We start from the raw sequence: 20473 nt of genomic DNA on the forward strand, positions 1-20473 counted from the left end.
CGTTTTCCACAGGGGTGGTGGGTGTCGAACCGCATGTGGATAACCCGTCGGGCGAAGGATACAATGTCCGGTCATGCATCAACGGGTATGGTGAGGTCGAGTGTCTCTTGCTCTCTGGCAACAGTGTCTGGATTACCTGCAGGACGAGCTGAACGCACAGCAGTTCAATACCTGGATTCGCCCGCTTCAAGCCGAAGAGGGGGAAGCCAGCGAGTTGCGTCTGCTGGCGCCCAATCGCTTCGTCCGCGACTGGGTTGGTGACAAGTATGCCAAGCGCATCAATGAGCTGCTCAGGGACCTGGCGCCTGCCAAGCCGCCGCGGGTAGTGCTGACAGTCGGCAGCCGCAAGGCGGCGGCGATCAAGCCACAGCCGCGCGACCTGGGGACGCCGGTGTCGGCCAGCCCCCATTCCCCCCTGGCCCCGGCGGTGCAGGTACCGCCGCGAGGTGATATCGGCGACGAGCGCGAAATCGACCAGCTGCGCGAGGAAGGAGCTACGGCGCGGCGTTCCGGCGGCGATCGCGAAGTGCAGGTCGAGGGCAGCCTGAAGCACAACAGCGGGCTCAACCCCGGCTTTACCTTTGAAACCTTCGTCGAGGGCAAGTCCAACCAGCTTGCCCGCGCCGCGTCGCGGCAGGTGTCGGAAAATCCCGGTGGCGCCTACAACCCGCTGTTCCTCTACGGCGGCGTGGGCCTCGGCAAGACTCACTTGATGCACGCCGTGGGCAATGCCTTGGCGGCCCGGCGCGAAAACGCCCGTGTCGTCTATCTGCACTCCGAGCGCTTCGTGGCCGACATGGTCAAGGCGCTACAGCTCAACGCGATCAACGACTTCAAGCGTTTCTATCGCAGCGTCGATGCGCTGCTGATCGACGACATCCAGTTCTTTGCCGGCAAGGAGCGCTCCCAGGAGGAGTTCTTCCATACGTTCAATGCCTTGCTCGAAGGCGGTCAGCAGATGATCCTCACCTCGGACCGCTATCCAAAGGAGATCAGCGGCGTCGAGGAGCGGCTCAAGTCGCGCTTCGGCTGGGGGCTGACCGTGGCCATCGAGCCTCCCGAGCTGGAGACCCGGGTCGCCATCCTGATGAAGAAGGCAGACCAGGCCAAGGTGGATCTGCCCCACGATGCCGCCTTCTTCATCGCCCAGAAGATCCGCTCCAACGTGCGCGAACTGGAGGGGGCGCTCAAGAAGGTCATTGCCGACTCCCACTTCATGGGCAAGCCCATCACCCAGGACTTCATCCGCGAGTCGCTGAAGGATCTGCTGGCGCTGCAGGACAAGCAGGTGGGAGTGGATAACATTCAGCGTACCGTTGCCGAGTATTACAAGATCAAGCTGGCCGATCTGCTTTCCAAGCGTCGCTCACGCTCGGTGGCACGGCCGCGCCAGGTAGCCATGGCGCTGGCCAAGGAGTTGACCAATCACAGCCTGCCGGAAATTGGTGACGCCTTCGGCGGGCGTGACCACACGACGGTACTGCATGCCTGTCGCAAGGTTCAGGCGCTGCAGGAGGAGAGTGCCGACATTCGTGAGGACTACAAGAACCTGCTGCGCTTGTTGACCAGCTAGCGGCAGGCATTCAACGCCCAGCATTGCCCGACACCCATCTACAGGACGAGACGTGGAGCCGACATGAGATTTTCCATTACCCGCGAAGCGCTGCTACGGCCGCTGGCATTGGTGGCAGGCGTGGTGGAGCGACGTCAGACCTTGCCGGTACTGTCCAACGTACTGATTCAAGTCGACCAGGAGCAGGTTGCCCTTACCGGCACCGATCTCGAGGTTGAACTGATTGGACGCACTGCAGCATCGCAGGTCGATGTAGCAGGTGCCGTTACCGTACCGGCCCGCAAGCTGATGGACATCTGCAAGTCACTGCCCGATCAGGCCGAACTGCAGTTCAGCCTGGAAGATGGGCGTGCCGTACTGCGAAGCGGCCGCTCTCGTTTCACCCTGTCGACGCTACCGGTCGCCGAGTTTCCCAATATCGAGGACAGCGCTGGTGACGTGGAGCTCAGTTTGCCACGTGGTACGCTGAAGCATCTCATCGATGCCACGTCCTTCGCCATGGCCCAACAGGACGTGCGCTACTACCTGAATGGCATGCTGCTGGAGCTGCGTTCCAACCTGGTGCGTACCGTCGCCACCGATGGTCATCGACTGGCCGTCTGCTCGCGCTCGGCGGAAATCCAGGTGGAGCCGGCCCGCAAGCTGATCGTGCCGCGCAAGGGCGTGCTCGAGCTGGTGCGGCTGCTCGATGACAGCGACGAGCCGGTAACGCTGACGCTCAGTGCCAGCCACGTGCGTGCGCATACCGGCGATTTCACCTTTACCTCGAAGCTGGTCGACGGCAAGTTCCCCGACTACGAGCGCGTGGTGCCGCGTGGCGGCGACAAGGTCTTCATCGCCGAGCGCGCCGAGCTGCGGCAGGTGCTGTCGCGTACCTCGATTCTCTCCAACGAAAAGTACCGGGGCGTTCGCCTGCACCTGCGGGAGGGCAATCTGCAGGTAATGGCCAACAACCCCGAACAGGAGGAGGCCGAGGAGAACGTGGCCGTCGAGTACGGAGGCGATGGCCTCGAGATCGGGTTCAATGTTGGCTATCTCATTGATGTTCTTAATGTTATTGGTGAGGACAGGGTGCAGATGACACTCGCTGACTCGAATAGCAGCGCCTTGATGGAGGAGCCCGGCGGTGGCGATGCGCTGTATGTCGTCATGCCGATGCGGCTGTGAGGCAGCCATCCTGACCCTCTCTCCCTGCACCCGGACGAGCCATGGTTCGTCCGGGTGGTGCTGCCCAACTGCGCGCGACCCTTCATGCTGATCGACCGCCTCGCCTTTGCCGGTCTGCGAAACCTGGAAACGCTCGACGTCACGCCGAGTCCCGGCATCAACCTCATCGTCGGTCGAAACGGCAGCGGCAAGACCAGCCTGCTCGAAGGATTGTACATTCTTGGCATGGGTCGCTCCTTTCGCACACGCCAGCTCAGGCATGCCATCGCTCATGACAAGGAGGAGATGACGCTCTTCGCTCGCCTTGGTGGCGAGCCGCCCCTGCCCATCGGGGTGCGTCGCGCACGCCATTCGGCCGAGCTGGAGCTGCGCATGGGAGGAGAACGCGTTTCACGCCTGGCGAAATTGATCGAGGCGCTGCCCTTGCAGCTGGTCAACCCCGACGCCTTTCGTCTGCTCGAAGGAGCTCCGGCCGGTCGGAGAGAGTTCCTCGACTGGGGTGTGTTTCACGTGAAACACGACTTTTATGATGCCTGGCGCCGCGCCAAGCGTGCGTTGAAGCATCGGAATGCACTCCTCAGGCATGGTAGAATGGATGCCAATAACTTGGACGTCTGGGAGCAGGAGCTGGCTGCTTGGGGGGGGCGGGTCGATGAACTGCGCCGCGAATGGATAGCCAGTTTCATCCCCGTTTTCGAGGAGACATTGGGTAGCCTGATCGATCTCCCCGACCTGACCTTGCGTTATTCTCGCGGCTGGGATAAACAGCGCTCGTTACGGGAAGTGCTCGAGCAGGGGCGAGCGACCGATCAGCAGATGGGCTTTACCCAGAACGGCCCGCAGCGCGCCGACCTGCGCATCCGGCAGGGTCGTCGCCCTGCCGTCGAAGTATTGTCGCGGGGCCAGCAGAAGTTGGTAGTAAGTGCGCTCAAGTTGGCGCAAGGAAGATTGTTGGAACGTACGACCGGGCATGGCTGTCTCTACCTGGTCGACGACCTGCCTGCGGAGCTGGATGCCGAGCATCGTCGTGTGTTTTGCCGACTGCTCGAAACCATGCGCTGCCAGGCTTTTATCACCAGTGTCGAACACGATGCCTTGGCGGGATCATGGAAATCCCATGCGCCGATTGCGATGTTTCACGTGAAACAAGGCGTGTCGGGAGCAGGGCAGCTAGTGCCACGGGCACAGATAGACTTCACGACGGAGTAGTCAATGAGCGAGCAAGCTTACGACTCATCGAGCATCAAGGTTCTCAAGGGGCTGGATGCCGTGCGCAAGCGTCCCGGGATGTATATCGGCGATACCGATGACGGGACAGGTCTGCACCACATGGTGTTCGAGCTGGTGGACAACTCCATCGATGAAGCCCTGGCCGGATATTGCAGTGAAATTCGCGTCATTATTCACCCGGACGAATCCATCACCGTCAGCGACAACGGTCGCGGCGTGCCTACCGATATCCACGAGGAAGAGGGCGTGTCGGCGGCGGAGGTGATCATGACGGTGCTGCACGCCGGCGGTAAGTTCGACGACAATTCCTACAAGGTGTCAGGCGGACTTCACGGCGTCGGTGTGTCGGTGGTCAATGCGCTCTCCGAAGAGCTCAAGCTGACCATCTGGCGAGCGGGGCAGGTCCACGAGCAGATCTATCGGCACGGGGTGCCCGAAGCGCCGCTGGCCGTGGTCGGCAAGACCGAGAAGAACGGTACCCGGGTTCACTTCAAGCCCTCTTCCGATACCTTCGCCAATATCGAGTTTCACTACGACATCCTGGCCAAGCGACTGCGCGAACTCTCCTTCCTCAACTCCGGTGTGGCGATTCGCCTGATGGATGAGCGAAGCGGAAAGGAGGAGCTGTTCCACTACGAGGGCGGGCTCAAAGCCTTCGTCGACCACCTCAACAGCAACAAGACCGTGCTCAACCCGGTGTTTCACTTCGAGGCCGAGCGCGAGGACGGCGTCGTGGTTGAAGTGGCCATGCAGTGGAGTGACTCGTTCGCCGAGAATATCTTTTGCTACACCAACAACATACCGCAGCGCGACGGCGGCACCCACCTGGCCGGTTTCCGTGCCGCGCTGACGCGCACGCTCAACGGCTACATCGAATCCGAAGGCTTGCTCAAGAAGTCGAAGGTCGCCACGTCCGGTGACGATGCTCGGGAGGGACTGACAGCGATCATCTCGGTCAAGGTGCCGGATCCGAAGTTCTCTTCGCAAACCAAGGACAAGCTGGTTTCTTCCGAAGTGAAGACGGCGGTAGAGCAAGAGATGGGGCGGCTGTTCTCTGACTATCTGATCGAGAGCCCCAACGACGCCAGGGCAATCGTCAACAAGATGCTCGACGCCGCCCGTGCCCGGGAAGCCGCGCGCAAGGCCCGCGACATGACCCGCCGCAAGGGGGCCCTGGACATCGCCGGATTGCCCGGGAAGCTCGCCGACTGTCAGGAGAAGGATCCCAGCCTTTCCGAGCTGTTCCTGGTCGAGGGGGACTCGGCCGGTGGCAGTGCCAAACAGGGGCGCGACCGCCGCACCCAGGCGATCCTTCCGCTCAAGGGCAAGATCCTCAACGTCGAGAAGGCTCGCTTCGACAAGATGCTCTCCTCCGCCGAGGTGGGCACGCTGATCACGGCGCTTGGCTGTGGCATCGGCCGCGAGGAGTTCAATCCCGACAAGCTTCGCTACCATTCGATCATCATCATGACCGATGCGGACGTCGATGGATCGCACATCCGCACCCTCCTGCTGACCTTCTTCTTCCGCCAGATGTCACAGCTGATCGAGCGCGGGCATGTGTTCATTGCCCAGCCGCCGCTCTACAAGATCAAGCGAGGCAAACAGGAAACCTACCTCAAGGACGAGCAGGCCCTGGTCGACTATCTGACCACGACGGCCATGGACGGAGCCAGGCTCTACGTCAATCCCGAGGCGCCGCCGGTCACGGGGGCGCAACTCGAATCGCTGGTCGGTCAGTACCGCGATGTGATGAAGCGCATCGATCGCCTTTCGCGCGTCTATCCCAACGAGGTCTTGCGCAAGGTCGTGCACGCCGCACGCCTCGAGGGGGAGGCGAGCCTCAAGGACCGCGTCACCATGCAGAACTGGATCGCCTATCTGCAGGCAGAGATGGACGCGCTGGTGGCCTACGAGGGCGGGCCGCGCTACACCTTCCGCCTGGAGGAGGATGCAGAACGCGAACTCTTCCTGCCGGCGGTGACGCTTACGGCGCATGGGGTCAGCTCCGATTACGTCTGGGGTATCGACTTCTTCACTAGCGCCGACTATCGCGCCATGGCGGCACTGGGCGAAACGTTGGAGGGGTTGCTCGATGAAGGTGCCTATATTGCACGTGGTGAACGCAAGAAAGGCGTGGCCACATTCTATCAGGCGCTCGAGTGGCTGATGGCCGAGGCGCAGCGGGGGCTTTCGGTGCAGCGCTACAAGGGGCTGGGCGAGATGAACCCGGACCAACTGTGGGAGACCACCATGGATCCCGAGACGCGCCGTCTGCTGCGGGTCTCGATCGAGGATGCAGTCGCCGCGGACATGATGTTCAACACCCTGATGGGCGATGAGGTCGAGCCGCGCCGTGCCTTTATCGAAAGCAATGCGTTGGTGGCTAATCTTGACGTCTAAGGCGCTGCGGTGTTTCACATGAAACACTGCTTAAAGAAAAAGGGTCAGTTCAATCTGAACTGACCCTTTTCTTTTGCGATGTGAAACCTGCTGCTCTGTGGTCGGTAAACAAAGTCATGGGTCACTCATCACTTGTCGAGCAACCAGTCCACGAAACCGGCCAGCTCGTCAAAAATCAACGCACCCTCGAGCCCCTCTCCCTGAGCTTCTGTCTTGCTTCCCTTGCCGGTTCTGACCAGTACCGGGCGACAGCCCATCGGCTCTCCGGCCTGAAGATCGCGCAGGCTGTCGCCCACCATCCAGCTGCCGGCAAGGCTCTCCAGTCCCAAGGCAGCACGAATTTCCTCGAGCAAGCCGGGGAGAGGCTTGCGACATGAGCAGCCGTCATCGGGACCATGTGGGCAGTAGGCGATATACGCTATTTCGCCGCCTGCATCACCGACCTGCTTCTCGAGCTCGGCATGCATGGCTTCCAGCGTTGCTTCATCGTAGTAGCCGCGAGCGATGCCGGACTGGTTGGTGGCGATGGCGACGTCCCAGCCGGCGCGTGACAAGCGTGCGATGGCCTCGATCGAGGAGGGGTAGGGGATCCACTCATCCAATGACTTGACGTAAGCATCGGAATCCCGGTTGATGACGCCATCCCTGTCGAGGATGACGAGCCTGGAAGCATCGGGCATGTCGAGCACCTGGGCTAGAAAGCAGAAGAAAGAGAAGTGTTCCACGTGAAACACGTCTTGCCAAGGACCGGCAGACGTAGCCGACATACTCGATTGCGTTTCACGTGAAACATCAGAAAGGAAAATAAAAAACCGGCCGGGCAATGGCGCCGCGGCCGGTAAGGTGACAGGCGCTGTTACTGCTGAAGAAGAGCGATATCGGCGACCTCGAGGAAGAGTGCCTGAAGCTGGGCCAGCAGTGCCAGGCGGTTGCGACGAATGGCATCGTCGTCGGCCATGACCATGACATCGTCGAAGAAACCATCCACCGGAGCTCGCAGGCCAGCCAGGATGTCCAGTGCCTCGCGATAGCGTCCCTCGGCGAACAGCGGCATGACTCGCTCGCGGCTCGACGAGACGGCATCGAACAGAGCCTGCTCGGCGGCTTCCTGCAACAGCTTGGCATCGACCTGACTGCCGACTTCATCGGCCTGTTTGGCCAGGATGTTGGAGACCCGCTTGTTGGCGGCTGCCAAGGCAGCAGCTTCCTCGCGTTGAGTGAAGGCATGCACGGCCCGCGTGCGGCGGGCGAAGTCCAGCGGCTTGGTCACCGGGCGGGCGCGAACCGCGAGGTAGACCTCGGCGGGAATGCCCTCGTCCTGCCCCCAGGCGCGGAATCGATCGAGCATGTAGCCGAGCACTTCCTCGACCAGATTCTCCGCATAGGGCAGCTCCTGGTGCTGTGCGGCGGCCAGCTCGAGGAGCTCGCGCAGGTCCAGATCCAGCTCCGCTTTGATCAGGATGTTGAGTACACCGATGGCGGCGCGGCGCAGGGCGAACGGGTCCTTGGTGCCGCTGGGGCGTTGGCCGATACCGAAGATACCGGTCAAGGTGTCCAGGCGGTCGGCCAGGGCCAGGGCCTGGCCGGTGGAGCTGGCCGGGATCTCGTCGCCGGCGAAGCGCGGCAGGTACTGCTCCTCGAGCGCCTGGGCGACTTCGGCGGGCTCGCCGTCATGGGTGGCGTAGTAGCGTCCCATGATGCCCTGTAGCTCGGGGAACTCGAGCACCATCTCGGTAACGAGGTCGCACTTGGCGAGTTCGGCGGCACGCCGAGCCTGGGCCACGTCGCCACCGATCCGGCCCGCGATGAAGGCGGCGACGGCGGCGCTGCGATGAGCCTTGTCAGCCAACGTACCAAGCTGCTGCTGGAACACCACGCTGGCCAGGCCGCCGATGCGTGCGGCCAGCGGCTGCTTGCGGTCGGTGTCGAAGAAGAAGGCAGCGTCTGCCAGGCGCGGACGAATGACCTTCTCGTTACCCTCGATAACCAATTGGGGATCCCGGCTGTCGATGTTCGAGATGGTGATGAACTGCGGCCTGAGCCGACCCTGCTCGTCAAGCAGATGGAAGTACTTCTGGTTGGCCTTCATCGAGGAGATGAGGCACTCCGAAGGCACCTCGAGGAAACGCTCGTCGAAGCTGCCGGTGAGTGCCACCGGCCATTCGACCAGTCCGCTGACCTCGGTGAGCAGCGTCTCGTCGATGACGGCCTGAGCCTCATGTACCTCCGCTTCAGCCAGCACCTGCTCGCGGATGCGCTCACGACGCAGTTCGCGGTCGGCCAATACCCAGGCCTGCTCGAGGGCCTCGAGATAGGCGTCGGCATGACCCAACTCAATGGGCTCGGGTGCGTGGAAACGATGTCCTCGGGTGATGCGGCCGGCCTTGAGCCCCAATGCTTCGGCTTCGACCACCTCGCCGCCGTAGAGCATGACCAGCCAGTGCACCGGCCGCGAGAACTCGACCCGGGAGGCACCCCAGCGCATGTTCTTGGGTACCGGCAGGGCAGAGATCGCCTTGTCGACGATGGCGGGAAGCAGAGCCGTGGTGGCTTCTCCACGCTGCCGCTCGCGATAACCGAGCCAAGTGCCTTTATCTGTTTCGAGATGGATCAGATCGCCCACTTCGACCCCACAGGAGCGGGCAAAGCCTTCGGCGGCCTTGGTCGGCTGACCATCCTTGAAGGCGGCGGCGAGCGCCGGTCCGCGGCGCTCCACTTCGCGGTCCGGCTGCTTGTCGGTGAGTTCGGTCACCTGTACCGCCAGACGACGTGGAGTGGCATAGGCACGAACGGCGTTGAAGGTCACCTCGGCTTCGGCAAGGCCGCGGCGAATGCCCTCGGCCAGCGCGTCCGAGAGCGAATCTATGGCGCTTGGCGGCAGTTCCTCGACGCCCAGTTCGATCAAGAAGGTGTTGGCGGCCATTTACGCGTCTCCCTGTTCGGCGGTCGTGTCCTGGGCCAGCAACTCCTGGCGCAGGGCCTCGGGGGCCAGCGGAAAGCCGGCCGCCTTGCGTGAGGCGTAGTAGGCGTGGGCCACGTCGCGGGCCATGGTGCGCACGCGCAGAATGAAGCGCTGACGTTCGGTTACCGAGATGGCGTGGCGCGCATCGAGCAGGTTGAAGGTGTGCGAAGCCTTGAGCACCTGCTCGTAGGCGGGCAGTGGCAGGTTGGCCGCGAGCAATTTGGCGCACTCCTGCTCCTGGTGATCGAAGGCGGCGAACAGGGCCGGTACGTCGGCATGCTCGAAGTTATAGGCTGACTGCTCGCGCTCGTTCTGCAGATAGACGTCGCCGTAGGTGACCTTGGTGCCATCCGGGGCAATGGTCCATATCAGGTCGTAGACGCTGTCGACGTTCTGCAGGTACATGGCGATGCGCTCGAGTCCGTAGGTGAGCTCGCCGGTCACCGGGAAGCACTCGAGGCCGCCGGCCTGCTGGAAGTAGGTGAACTGGGTCACTTCCATGCCGTTGAGCCAGACTTCCCAGCCCAGGCCCCAGGCGCCAAGGGTCGGCGACTCCCAGTTGTCCTCGACGAAGCGAATGTCATGCACCAGCGGATCGAGGCCGAGGCGAGCGAGCGAGCCCAGGAAGCGCTCCTGCAGGTCGGCAGGGGAGGGCTTCATGACGACCTGAAACTGGTAGTAGTGCTGCAGGCGGTTGGGGTTCTCGCCGTAGCGACCGTCAGTGGGGCGCCGCGAAGGTTGCACGTAGGCGGCGTTCCAGGTTTCCGGGCCGATAGAGCGCAGAAAGGTGGCGGGGTGGAAGGTGCCGGCCCCTACCTCCATGTCCAGCGGTTGAAGCACCACGCAGCCTTGTTCTGCCCAGTACTGCTGAAGGGCAAGTATCAGGCCCTGGAATGTGGTCGCGTCTGGCGTCGACCCTGTAGCCGAGGTCGACGAAGATGTCGAGAGCGTCTGCGACGGGTTTGGCGAGGGAGTCATGTGGAAGCACCGTTGGCCATGAATTCACTGGGCGTCAAGTATACAATCACAGGCACATCGGTTATAGGCGCAGCGGCTGCGCCCCAGTGAGGTTCACAATGATCGTAGTGACAGGTGGCGCCGGCTTCATCGGCTCGAATCTGGTCAAGGCCCTCAACGCGCGCGGGCGCAATGACGTGCTGGTCGTCGACGACCTGAGCGACGGCACCAAGTTCGTCAACCTGGCGGACTGCACCCTGGGCGATTATCTCGACAAGGACGACTTTCGCGCGCGTGTCGAGGCGGCGCTGCGCGGCGAGCCCTCTCGCCTGCCGCCGATCGAGGCGATCTTTCACGAAGGCGCCTGCTCGGACACCACCGAGTGGGATGGGCGCTTCATGCTCGACAACAACTTCGAGTACTCCAAGGTGCTGCTGCACTACTGCCAGCAGCAGGGCATCCCCTTCCTCTACGCCTCCTCGGCGGCCACCTACGGCGGCAGCCAGGTCTTCCGTGAGGAGCCCGAGTACGAGAAGCCCCTCAACGTCTATGGCTACTCCAAGCTGCTGTTCGACCAGTACGTGCGCCAGCACTGGGACAGCTTCAGCAGCCAGGTGGTGGGCTTCCGTTACTTCAACGTCTACGGGCCACGCGAGCAGCACAAGGGCAAGATGGCGAGCGTTGCCTACCACAACCACACCCAGGTGCGTGCTGGCCAGGATCTCCGCCTGTTCGGCGCCTGGGACGGCTATGAGGCCGGCATGCAGAGCCGCGACTTCGTCTATGTCGGCGACGTGGTCGACGTCAACCTTTGGTTCCTGGACAACCCCGGCAAGTCCGGCATCTTCAATCTCGGCTCCGGCCGCGCAGAGCCGTTCAAGGCCATCGGCGAGGCGGTCATTGATTTCTACGGCCGTGGCCGCATCGAGTACATCGATTTTCCCGAGGAGCTCAAGGGTCGCTACCAGAGCTATACCCGGGCGGACATCTCGCGCCTGCGCGAGGCGGGCTACGCACGCGAGTTCCGTACCGTTGCCGAAGGCGTGAGGGCCTACCTTGAGTGGCTGAACGGGGCGCAGGGATGAGGCAGGCGGCAACGCCGACATCTCGCATACTGGTCGTCGGTCCTTCCTGGGTCGGCGACATGGTCATGGCGCAGAGCCTCTTCAAGAGCCTCAAACAGCGTCAGCCCGAGTGTCGCATCGGTGTGGTGGCGCCAGGTTGGTCGCAGCCGATCCTCGAACGCATGGAGGAGGTCGACGAAGTGGCGACCCTCGATGTCGGCCACGGCGAATTCGGCTGGGGTACCCGGCGCGCCCTGGCGCGACGGCTGCGGGGTCGCTTCGACAGGGCCATCGTGCTGCCGCGCTCATGGAAGTCGGCACTGGTGCCGTTCCTGGCCCGTATTCCCCGGCGTACGGGGTACACCGGCGAGCAGCGCTATGGCGTGATCAACGATCGGCGCGAACTCGACAAGACGGTGCTGGACCAGACCGTCAAGCGCTTCGTGGCGCTGGGCCTGGCGGTGGAGGAGGTGCGGCATGGCGAGTTTGCCACTCCCCGCCCGCGGCTGAGTGTCGACGCCGACAACCTGATCGAGCTGCGCATCCGCCTGGGACTGACGTCTCGTCCGGCCATCGGCCTGATGCCCGGCGCCGAATACGGCCCAGCCAAGCAGTGGCCGTTGGGGCATTTTCGCGAGCTGGCCGAGCGCCTGGTGGCCGAAGGTTTTGAAATACGCGTGCTGGGCGGGCCCAAGGATGTCGCCGCCGGGGAGGCCATCGCCGAGGGGGTGGCTCACGTGCACAATCTTTGCGGCCAGACTCGCCTGGCCGATGCGGTCGACCTGCTCGCCGATTGCCAGCAGGTGGTGACCAACGACTCCGGTTTGATGCACGTGGCCGCAGCGGTGGGCACCCGAATCCACGCGCTCTATGGCTCATCGTCGCCGGGCTATACGCCACCGCTGACCGATAGCGCCGTCGTGCACTATCTGGGATTGGACTGCTCGCCCTGCTTCGAGCGCCGTTGTCCGCTGGGCCACACCAATTGCCTGGTGCAGCTCTCACCCCAGCGGGTGCTGGCCGCCATACTGGCTGCGCCCTCCCCGATGGTCTTCGCCAGCGGCTGATGCGTCCTACTGTACCTGGGCCGGTTCCTCGCCGGTGGCATCCTCGGGGGTCTCTACCACCTGCTCCTGGATCACTTCCTCCTCAGGTGCCTGGCTGGGAGGGGCAAGCCCCTCCCAGAGCCGTTCCTGAAGCACGATCTCTTCCCGCATCCGGGCGTTGAAGAATTCCGCATCATGCTCCTCGAGCAGGGTTGGCTCGTCGGAGAGCAGCGAGACGCCGAGGCCGGCGCGATGCCAGTCGATGGTGAAGCCCATGGCCTCGAGGATGGTGGGGAAGGCATCGACCATGGAGGCTTCGCGGCGCTGCCGGCCTTGAGGAATGCCGGGCCCCAGCAGGATGAAGGTGTTGTCCCGCTCACCTTCGATCAGTTGCTCCCAGGCCGATACGCGCATGGTCAAGTGATCGCTGGCAATGACCACCAGGGTGTCGTCGAGCAGTCCCTCGGCCTCGGCCCGGGCAAGGAAGTCCCGGGCCAGCCAGGTCGAACATTCCACCGAAAACAGGATGTCGACGCCATCGAACTCGCCCTGACGGTCAAGGCAGGCCTGGGCGGGATAGCCGTAGGGGGCATGACCGGCGAGGGAGAGGGTGACCAGGCCCCAGGGGCCGTCCTGTGCATTCAGGTGGCGGAGCTCCTCGAGGCTGTAGTCATAGAGAGAATCGTCATAGAGCCCCCAGTTGTTGACGTATTCGGGGTCGTCGAGGCGGGGCTGCAGCTCCTCGCGGCCGAGCACGGTGTCGAAGCCGTGCCCTTCGTAGAACAGCCCCTTGCCGGCGAAATTGACGCTGGCGCCACCCATGTAGGTGAGCCGGTAGCCCTGTGCCGAGAGCAGGTCGCCGAGACAGTCGACTCCGGGCACCACCTTGTCCAGCGGCGAGAACTGGCGGTCGTGCAGCAGCCCGGCCGGCATGAGTGGCGTGCCGCACTGGCTGGCGATCATGCCGGCCATGGTCCAGCCGGTATTGTCGACCTGCTGGATGCCTTCGAAGACCAGGCCACGCTCACCGAGCTGATCGAGAAAGGCATAGGCATCGCCGAAGCGTTCGCGGTCGGCGTAGGTGCGCTCGATGCTCTCCAGATACAGCACCAGCAGATTGGGAGGATCGCGGGGAGACTCGAGCAGAACCGGCTCGACGTAGTGGCGCTCGAGCCAGGCGCCGGGCTTGGTGACGATGGCGGCGCCGCGCTGGCCCATGCCATACAGCAGCGGGTTGCTCACCAGCAGCACGAGGGCCAGCAGCGGCTCGCCGCGGCGCCAGCGATGGTCATGGCGTATCAGCCAGGTGAAGGAGACCAGCAGCGCAACCATGGAGAGGGTATAGAAGAATGCCGCGCCGATCCGGCTGACCCCACCATGGTCGGCCATGCCGGCCTGCAGATGGAAGAATACCGCGCTCAGGTCGACGATGCCAAAGCTCTGGGCGAGATAGAGATACAGCCCCCATAACGCAATGGGAAGCAGCGCCCAGGGCCACTTGCGCGGCGGGGCCGAACGCGATGCCGGGCCAGGCGATCCCCAGCGAAAGGCGTAACCCAGTCCCATCCAGGCCAGCGTCAGGAAGGGCAGCCCCCAGTGGGGCACCCGAGTGAGCAGGATAGTGGCATGGCCCAAGCACAGCCCGATGACCAGCAGCGATAGCCAGCGCGGGCGAGCCAGAGCGAGAAGTGCAGACGGAATCGTCATGTAGTGGATTCTTCCATTGAATTCGCCCCTCCAGAGTACAAGTCGCCCCCGTCTTGTACCACGTATCGTCCGGCGGGTGGCCAACCACCGGTTTGCCGGCCTCGCGGCCGCGGCAGTAAACTGGCCAGCCGCCGAACCGACGAGGAGAGGTCGATGACCCTGGCCGCGGTACTGATCGTCAAGAACGAGGCTGCCCACCTGCGCGCCTGCCTGGAGACGCTACGCTGGGCCGATGAAATCGTGGTGCTGGATGCCGGCAGCCAGGATACGACCTGCGCCATCGCCCACGAGTTCACCGACAAGGTGACGGTGAACGCCGACTGGCAGGGGTTCGGCGTGCAGCGCCAGCGCGCCGAGGCCGCGGCCGAAAGCGACTGGATTCTCATGATCGATGCCGATGAGCGGGTGACCCCCGAACTGGGTGAAAGCATAAGGCGCGCCGTGGCCACCGGCGAACCGGCTATCTACACCTTACCGCGTCTCTCCTGGTGCTTCGGCGATTTCATTCGCCACTCCGGCTGGTATCCCGACCGGGTGGCGCGGCTCTATCCCAAGGGCAGGGCAGGCTATGACGACGCCCTGGTCCACGAGAAACTAACCAACCCGCACGGACTGCCGGTCAAGGCATTGTCGGGGGATCTGCTGCACTACACCTACCGCGACCTGCGCCACTATCTGGAGAAGTCGGCCCACTATGCCCAGGCTTGGGCCGAGCAGCGAGCCGCTCGCGGCAAGCGGGGCAGTCTCGCGGCCGGCCTGGTGCATGGGCTGGGCTGTTTCCTGCGCATGTACCTGCTGCGAGCGGGCTTTCTCGACGGTCGTCAGGGGCTGCTGCTGGCTTTACTGTCGGCACACTCCACCTTTGCCAAGTATGCCGACCTATGGATCAGGACGCAGACCTCGCCGCCACCCGACGACACACCAGGGCGCTGATCGCGTCGGCCGCGTGTTGCAGGTCTATGGCCGCCATGTCGCTCTCGCCGGCGTCTGTCGGCGGGCTGAAGGCGAGGCGGAGCGTTGCGTCGTTGCAGGTCTGCCAGCGCAGGGCCGTGGCCGAGCGGCGAGCCGGATAGAAGCCCGCCGTGGCAAGGTTGAGACAGCCGGCGATATGCAAGGGCCCGGTGGAGCCGGCGATCAGAAGATCGGCGACCGCGAGCGTCATGGCAAAATCCGCCAGGCTCTCGCGCGATGGCAATACCGCGGCTTGGAGCCCCCGGGCGCCGAGCGAGTCGCGCAGTTCGCAAGCGGTCGGCTCCTCCCCGGGGCCGGCCGTGAGCAGCCACTGCGGGCGAATGCCGCGCGCGGCAAGACGCGAATCGACGGCTGTCGCCAGCTCGGCGTACTGGGTCGATGTCAGATTCACCGCCGAGCCGCCGCTGCCGGCATGTAGGAACAGCCAGGGGGCGCACGTATCGAGGGCCATCTCGGTGGCGAGCGACTCGCGCCGGGCAACTGCCATGCCGGGAGGCAGTGGCCAGAAAGGCGGGGATGGACGAGGGGCCGGAGTGCGACCCGTGGCCTCGAGCAGCGCCTCGGCGAGTTCGATGTTGTACAGGTATTCCGGTTTGGCCGAGCGTGACCTGCGCTGGACGATACGATGATTGTAGAATAGCTGCGCCCATTTGGTGGCGGGCGCCAGGCGACACGGAATACCGGCGCGCCAGCCCAGCCAGCCGATACGCGGGGTGGAGAACAGCGTCAGCATGGCCGTGAAGCGTTCGCGGCGCAGCCGCTCGAGTAGCTCGCGCTGCGCTGCTCTTCCGGTATCGCCGGGATCGAGAATCACCTCATCGATCCATGGGCACTGCTGCGCCAGTGGCGCCGTATAGCTCGGTACCAGTACGCTGACCCGTGCCTCGGGCGCGCCGGCCTTGAGGCAGGCGAGTGCCGGCCAGGCGAGCATGAAGTCGCCGAGCTTGTCGTTGCGCACCACCAGGATGTGCGGCGGATCCGTTGCGTGGCGACCGGCCACGGTGGAAGAAGACATCATCTGGGCTCCCGAGCCCCGGTTGATCGACACGAAGGAGAAAGCCTTGGCGCACAAGGTCATGCACATCTGCCTTTCGGACGGCTGGGGCGGACTCGAAATGTATCCTGCGCGGATTATACCCGAGCTGCAACGCCAGGGGTGGGAGGCGCATGGTCTGGCGCTGGCCGGCTCCCGGGTAGCCGTGAGTCTGGCGGCCGCCGGCATCGAGCCGCTGACGGTGCCTTCGAGGGGCCGGGCCCTGCTGCAGGTGGGCCGTGTGCTGACCTACCTGAAGCGCCACGGCATCGAGGTGCTGCACTGCCATAAGTCCAGCGACCTGCGCCTGGGGGCTCTGCTGGCGAGCCTGCGACCGGGGCTCAAGCTGTTCTTCACCGACCACATGGGCGTGACCCGGCCGAAGAAGGGGCTCTACCATCGCTGGGCCTATGGGCGCGTCACGCGACTGTTCGCCATCAGCGAAGCGACACGTGCTCGCAACCTGGCGGCCTTTCCGCTGCCTGCCACACGCATCCAGCGGCTCTACCTGGGCATCGACCTGGCCCCCTACGCCCCGCAGCTGGACGAGGCGGCACGTCAATCGTTGCGACTCGAGCTGGGCGTGCCGGTCGGCAGCGTGGTAATCGGCCTGCCGGGGCGGTTGACCGACGGCAAGGGCCACGAGGTGTGGCTGGAGGGACTGGCCAGACTGCGTGAGCTTGCATCCGACCTGGCCTGGCACGGGGTATTGATCGGCGGGCTGACGGCCGGCGAGGGCAGCGAGGAGAGCTATGTGGCGCAATTGCGCGAACGCGTGGTTGCTCTGGGGCTGCAGGAGCGAGTGACCTTTACCGGCTTTCGCCATGACCTGCCACGGCTGTTCGAAGCATTGGACGTGGTCTGCGTGCCGTCGCGCAACGAGGCCTTCGGCCTCACCGTGGTCGAGGCGATGGCCGCCGGCAAGGCGGTCATCGGGGCCGACAGCGGGGCGATTCCCGAGCTGCTGGAGGCCGATAGCGGGCGTCTCGCCGCCCCAGACTCACCTGACGCTTGGGCTGCGGCCATGGCGGAGCTCGGGCGGGATGCGGCACTGCGCAGCCGGCTTGGCCAGGCGGCCAGGCTCAGGGCCGAACGTCAGTTCGGGGTGACGGCTCACGTGGCAGCCCTGGGCGAAGCGTACTCTCAGGCGTAACCACGACGAATCGCCGCCATGTGTTCGGTAGCGCCGAACTTGGCCAGCGAGCGGTCCAGGCGATCGAGGTTGGCCTCGCGCCAGGGGCCGGGCGCGCGCAGCCGGCAGCGGTCGAGGTCGATCAGCCAGACGGCGCCGTCGGCATCGACGAGCAGGTTGCGGGCATTGAGGTCAACGTGGTCGAGGCCGGCCTCATGAAATTGGCGCACGGTGGCTCCGACCCGTTCGAGCAGGGCCGGCTCGATATCGTCCAGATGCTCGGCCAGAGCGCGAGCGCCGGTAATTCGCACCGTGATCAGGGCCGCCGAGTAGGTCGGCCCAAGGCGGGTCACGCCGGCTGCCACCGGTCGCGGTACCGGCAGGCCCTGGGCGTGGAGATGGGCAGTGAGGCGCAATTCGCGGAAGGCGCGAGTGCGCTCGAGCCCCGTCCACAGGTAGCGTGTCGTGCTGATCCGAGCGGCCAGGCCGCCGCGGCGATAGGGGCGCAGTACCCACTGCTCGCCACCGGCATCGAGAAACAGGCTGCTGCCGCGACCAGGGGCGGCACCGATCACCCTCCTGGCGCGATGCCAATGGTCGGGCTCGAACAGCGCGGGTCCGATTTGTGGCGCCGACTCGGCGTCACATACACTGTCCGCATCATATAGAATGAAAACCTTTCCCGTCCGACATGTTGCCAAGTGCATGAAGCATCCTCTGCCTGCCCAACCGCGCCATATCGCCGTGCTGCGACTCTCCGCTCTCGGCGACGTATGCAATCTGGTACCCACCGTACGCGCGCTGCAGCGCCAGTGGCCCGACGCTCGCATCACCTGGATCATCGGCAAGGCGGAACACAGTCTACTGGCCGGCCTATCGGGGGTCGAGTTCGTCGTCTACGACAAGGCCTCGGGGCTGGCCGGCATGCGCCGGCTGTGGCGAGAGCTCGACGGCACCCGCTTCGACGTGTTGCTGCACATGCAGCAGGCGCTGCGTGCCAGCGTGCTCTCGCTGGGGCTCAAGGCCGACGTGCGGGTGGGCTACGACAAGGCGCGGGCCAAGGATGCCCAGCACTGGTTCACCCATCGGCAGCTCGCCCCGCATCCACGGGCCCATGTGCTGGAGTCGTTTCTCGACTTCGCTCGCCTGATGGGAGTGGAGGATCTATCGCTCGAATGGGACCTGCCGTTACCCGGCGAGGCCATCGAAGAAGCCGGCGCCATCACCGGCAATGCGCCTTACCTGTTGATGAGCCCCTGCGCCAACCCGCGGCTGCGCAACTTCCGCAACTGGTCGGCCGAGGGCTACGCCGCCGTCATCGAACATGCCTGGGCCCAGTATGGCTTGAAGACGGTGCTCACCGGCGGTGGCAGTACGCTGGAGCGGGAGATGGGCGAGCGTATCGCGGCGCTGTCGCGTCCGGAGGCGGTAATCGACGTCATCGGTGCCACCTCGCTCAAGGGCCTGCTGGCGCTGATCGCCTCCGCCCGGGTCGCAATCGCGCCGGACTCCGGGCCGGTGCACATGGCCAACGCCATGGGCACGCCGGTGGTGGGCCTGTTCGCCACGACCAACCCGGATCGCGCGGCACCCTATCGTTGGCGCGATTTCGTGGTAAACCGCTACCCCGATGCCGTGCGCGCCTACCTGCACCGTGAGCCCGACGAGATCACCTGGGGCCAGCGTGTGCGCCACCCCGATGCCATGTCACTGATTCGCATCGACGACGTCGTCCAGCGGCTCGATGCGCTGTTGACGCGTTCGGACGACCGCAAGGAAGAGGAACGACCCGATGAAGCTTGACCTGACCGCGCTGGAGCAGGCGCACGTGCTGGTGGTGGGCGACGTGATGCTCGATCGCTACTGGCAAGGCGCCACGTCGCGCATCTCACCGGAAGCCCCGGTGCCGGTGGTGCGGGTGGAGGAGAGTGAGGACCGCCCCGGCGGAGCGGCCAACGTGGCGCTCAACATCGCCTCCCTGGGTGCACATGCCGCGCTGAGCGGCATGGTCGGCGACGACGACAATGCCCGCCGCCTGGTCGAGCGCATGCAGGCTGCCGGCGTCGAGACCTATTTCGAGAGCAGCCCGGGGATTCCCACCATCACCAAGCTGCGCGTGATGAGTCGCAACCAGCAGCTGATTCGCCTCGACTTCGAAGAAGGACTCGAGGAGCTCGATACCCACGGGTTGCTGGCGCGGGTCGAGCAGGGGCTTCCCGACTGTGATCTGGTCATTCTCTCCGATTACGGCAAGGGGACCCTCAATCGAGTCGAGGAGCTGATCGCGCTGGTGCGCGGCGCCGGCAAGCGGGTGCTGATCGACCCCAAGGGCAGCGACTTCGGCAAGTACCGCGGCGCCAGCGTGATCACGCCCAATCTGGCCGAATTCGAGGCGGTCGTGGGTCACTGCCGAAGCGACGATGAACTGGCCGCCAAGGGCGCGGCGCTGTGCGCGGAGCTCGAGCTCGAAGCGCTGCTGATCACCCGAAGCGAAAAGGGCATGACCCTGATTCGTGGCGATCACGAGCCGCTGCACCTGCCGACCCGGGCGCGTGAAGTGTTCGACGTCACTGGGGCCGGCGACACCGTGATCGGCGTGCTGGGGCTGGCACTGGCAGCCGGCCATGGCTTTCCCGAGGCCATGACCCTGGCCAACCTGGCGGCCGGTCTGGTGGTGGCCAAGCCCGGTACCGCCACGCTGTCGATTGCCGAACTCTACACTGCGGTGCATGGCGACAAGCTGGCGGAATTCGGCGTCATCGGCGAGGCGCCGCTGGTCGAGGCGGTGCGCGCCGCCCAGCTGCGCGGCGAACGGGTCGTCATGACCAACGGCTGCTTCGACATCCTGCACGCCGGTCACGTGGCTTACCTGGAGCACGCTCGCCAGCTCGGCGACCGGCTGGTGGTCGCGGTTAACGACGACGCCTCCATCGGCCGGCTCAAGGGCCCCAGGCGCCCGATCAACCCGCTCGCCCGGCGCATGCAGGTGCTGGCCGGCCTCGGCGCGGTGGACTGGGTGGTGCCGTTCAGCGAGGACACCCCGCAGCGGCTGATCGAGGCAGTGCTGCCTGACGTGCTGGTCAAGGGCGGCGACTACCGCGTCGAGGACATTGCCGGCGGCGAAGCGGTGCGCGCCGCTGGAGGAGAGGTGAAGGTGCTGGGCTTCGAGGACGGGGTTTCCACCACCGCCATGATCGCCACCATCCTCGACCGCGAAAGCTGATGAG

The 20473-nt window shown here is 64.6% G+C and carries 16 protein-coding genes; 10 read left to right on the forward strand and 6 right to left on the reverse strand.

The window, feature by feature from the left end; genetic code table 11:
- The first annotated feature begins 100 nt into the window (after positions 1-100).
- The 4 genes from dnaA (at position 101) to gyrB (ending at position 6373) form a co-directional block, all read left to right on the forward strand.
- Positions 101-1573 (forward strand): chromosomal replication initiator protein DnaA, encoded by a 1473-nt coding sequence (dnaA, locus tag HNO53_RS00005; RefSeq protein WP_209475102.1) that lies wholly within the window; start codon positions 101-103, stop codon positions 1571-1573.
- A gap of 63 nt (positions 1574-1636) precedes the next feature.
- Positions 1637-2740, forward strand: coding sequence for a DNA polymerase III subunit beta (gene dnaN / locus HNO53_RS00010; RefSeq protein ID WP_209475104.1), 1104 nt, complete (start codon positions 1637-1639; stop codon positions 2738-2740).
- An 84-nt stretch (positions 2741-2824) separates the two neighbouring features.
- Positions 2825-3949 carry a DNA replication/repair protein RecF gene (gene recF / locus HNO53_RS00015; protein ID WP_209475106.1) on the forward strand — a complete coding sequence of 375 codons (1125 nt, stop codon included), beginning with the start codon at positions 2825-2827 and terminating at the stop codon, positions 3947-3949.
- Between the two features lie 3 nt (positions 3950-3952).
- Entirely contained in the window at positions 3953-6373 is a 2421-nt protein-coding gene (gene gyrB, locus HNO53_RS00020; protein WP_209475108.1) for a DNA topoisomerase (ATP-hydrolyzing) subunit B, read from the forward strand.
- A 128-nt stretch (positions 6374-6501) separates the two neighbouring features.
- Here the strand turns inward: gyrB and gmhB are convergent, their stop codons facing one another.
- From gmhB to glyQ, 3 genes are all read right to left on the reverse strand, one after another.
- Entirely contained in the window at positions 6502-7053 is a 552-nt protein-coding gene (gene gmhB / locus HNO53_RS00025) for a D-glycero-beta-D-manno-heptose 1,7-bisphosphate 7-phosphatase (protein ID WP_209475110.1), read from the reverse strand.
- A 176-nt stretch (positions 7054-7229) separates the two neighbouring features.
- Entirely contained in the window at positions 7230-9296 is a 2067-nt protein-coding gene (gene glyS / locus HNO53_RS00030) for a glycine--tRNA ligase subunit beta (RefSeq protein WP_209475112.1), read from the reverse strand.
- The gene (gene glyQ / locus HNO53_RS00035; RefSeq protein ID WP_275951356.1) at positions 9297-10313 is read right to left on the reverse strand and encodes a glycine--tRNA ligase subunit alpha; all 1017 of its coding nucleotides are present in this window, start codon (positions 10311-10313) and stop codon (positions 9297-9299) included.
- Between the two features lie 98 nt (positions 10314-10411).
- On the opposite strand from glyQ, the gene rfaD reads away from it, so the two are divergent.
- Both rfaD and waaF read left to right on the forward strand, forming a co-directional pair.
- A complete protein-coding gene (rfaD, locus tag HNO53_RS00040) occupies positions 10412-11377 on the forward strand; it encodes an ADP-glyceromanno-heptose 6-epimerase (RefSeq protein ID WP_209475113.1) in 966 nt (321 codons plus the stop codon).
- Positions 11374-12423, forward strand: coding sequence for a lipopolysaccharide heptosyltransferase II (waaF, locus tag HNO53_RS00045; RefSeq protein ID WP_209475115.1), 1050 nt, complete (start codon positions 11374-11376; stop codon positions 12421-12423). Before rfaD ends, waaF begins: the two co-directional genes overlap by 4 nt.
- 6 nt (positions 12424-12429) lie before the next feature.
- Here the strand turns inward: waaF and HNO53_RS00050 are convergent, their stop codons facing one another.
- Positions 12430-14109 (reverse strand): sulfatase-like hydrolase/transferase, encoded by a 1680-nt coding sequence (locus tag HNO53_RS00050; protein WP_209475117.1) that lies wholly within the window; start codon positions 14107-14109, stop codon positions 12430-12432.
- Positions 14110-14262: 153 nt separating this feature from the next.
- On the opposite strand from HNO53_RS00050, the gene HNO53_RS00055 reads away from it, so the two are divergent.
- Positions 14263-15042: a glycosyltransferase family 2 protein gene (locus HNO53_RS00055; RefSeq protein ID WP_209475119.1), complete on the forward strand. Its 780-nt coding sequence runs from the start codon at positions 14263-14265 to the stop codon at positions 15040-15042.
- Here HNO53_RS00055 and HNO53_RS00060 read toward each other — a convergent pair.
- On the reverse strand, positions 14996-16099 hold the full coding sequence (locus tag HNO53_RS00060) for a glycosyltransferase family 9 protein (protein WP_209475121.1): 1104 nt from the start codon (positions 16097-16099) through the stop codon (positions 14996-14998). The two genes, HNO53_RS00055 and HNO53_RS00060, sit on opposite strands and share 47 nt — an antisense overlap.
- Positions 16100-16142: 43 nt before the next feature.
- Here HNO53_RS00060 and HNO53_RS00065 point away from each other — a divergent pair, with 43 nt between their 5' ends.
- The gene (locus HNO53_RS00065; protein ID WP_242597499.1) at positions 16143-17267 is read left to right on the forward strand and encodes a glycosyltransferase family 4 protein; all 1125 of its coding nucleotides are present in this window, start codon (positions 16143-16145) and stop codon (positions 17265-17267) included.
- Here HNO53_RS00065 and HNO53_RS00070 read toward each other — a convergent pair.
- Positions 17258-17953, reverse strand: a complete 696-nt coding sequence (locus tag HNO53_RS00070) for a 3-deoxy-D-manno-octulosonic acid kinase (protein WP_209475123.1) — start codon at positions 17951-17953, stop codon at positions 17258-17260. The two genes, HNO53_RS00065 and HNO53_RS00070, sit on opposite strands and share 10 nt — an antisense overlap.
- Between HNO53_RS00070 and HNO53_RS00075 the strand changes: the two genes are divergently transcribed.
- Positions 17952-19049, forward strand: coding sequence for a glycosyltransferase family 9 protein (locus tag HNO53_RS00075; RefSeq protein WP_209475125.1), 1098 nt, complete (start codon positions 17952-17954; stop codon positions 19047-19049). The genes HNO53_RS00070 and HNO53_RS00075 overlap by 2 nt on opposite strands.
- The gene (hldE, locus tag HNO53_RS00080; protein WP_209475126.1) at positions 19039-20469 is read left to right on the forward strand and encodes a bifunctional D-glycero-beta-D-manno-heptose-7-phosphate kinase/D-glycero-beta-D-manno-heptose 1-phosphate adenylyltransferase HldE; all 1431 of its coding nucleotides are present in this window, start codon (positions 19039-19041) and stop codon (positions 20467-20469) included. Before HNO53_RS00075 ends, hldE begins: the two co-directional genes overlap by 11 nt.
- Positions 20470-20473: the final 4 nt, after the last annotated feature.

This window comes from Billgrantia antri, assembly GCF_017868935.1.
Lineage (GTDB): Bacteria > Pseudomonadota > Gammaproteobacteria > Pseudomonadales > Halomonadaceae > Halomonas > Halomonas antri.

Bases quoted from the DNA above. Each gene is read 5' to 3' on its own strand.
- glyS (WP_209475112.1), bottom strand. From the start codon at position 9,296: ATGGCCGCCAACACCTTCTTGATCGAACTGGGCGTCGAGGAACTGCCG.
- HNO53_RS00070 (WP_209475123.1), bottom strand. From the start codon at position 17,953: ATGCACTTGGCAACATGTCGGACGGGAAAGGTTTTCATTCTATATGAT.
- HNO53_RS00075 (WP_209475125.1), top strand. From the start codon at position 17,952: ATGAAGCATCCTCTGCCTGCCCAACCGCGCCATATCGCCGTGCTGCGA.
- rfaD (WP_209475113.1), top strand. From the start codon at position 10,412: ATGATCGTAGTGACAGGTGGCGCCGGCTTCATCGGCTCGAATCTGGTC.
- recF (WP_209475106.1), top strand. From the start codon at position 2,825: ATGCTGATCGACCGCCTCGCCTTTGCCGGTCTGCGAAACCTGGAAACG.
- HNO53_RS00050 (WP_209475117.1), bottom strand. From the start codon at position 14,109: ATGACGATTCCGTCTGCACTTCTCGCTCTGGCTCGCCCGCGCTGGCTA.
- dnaN (WP_209475104.1), top strand. From the start codon at position 1,637: ATGAGATTTTCCATTACCCGCGAAGCGCTGCTACGGCCGCTGGCATTG.
- gmhB (WP_209475110.1), bottom strand. From the start codon at position 7,053: ATGCCCGATGCTTCCAGGCTCGTCATCCTCGACAGGGATGGCGTCATC.
- HNO53_RS00060 (WP_209475121.1), bottom strand. From the start codon at position 16,099: ATGATGTCTTCTTCCACCGTGGCCGGTCGCCACGCAACGGATCCGCCG.
- gyrB (WP_209475108.1), top strand. From the start codon at position 3,953: ATGAGCGAGCAAGCTTACGACTCATCGAGCATCAAGGTTCTCAAGGGG.
- waaF (WP_209475115.1), top strand. From the start codon at position 11,374: ATGAGGCAGGCGGCAACGCCGACATCTCGCATACTGGTCGTCGGTCCT.
- glyQ (WP_275951356.1), bottom strand. From the start codon at position 10,313: ATGACTCCCTCGCCAAACCCGTCGCAGACGCTCTCGACATCTTCGTCG.
- hldE (WP_209475126.1), top strand. From the start codon at position 19,039: ATGAAGCTTGACCTGACCGCGCTGGAGCAGGCGCACGTGCTGGTGGTG.
- HNO53_RS00055 (WP_209475119.1), top strand. From the start codon at position 14,263: ATGACCCTGGCCGCGGTACTGATCGTCAAGAACGAGGCTGCCCACCTG.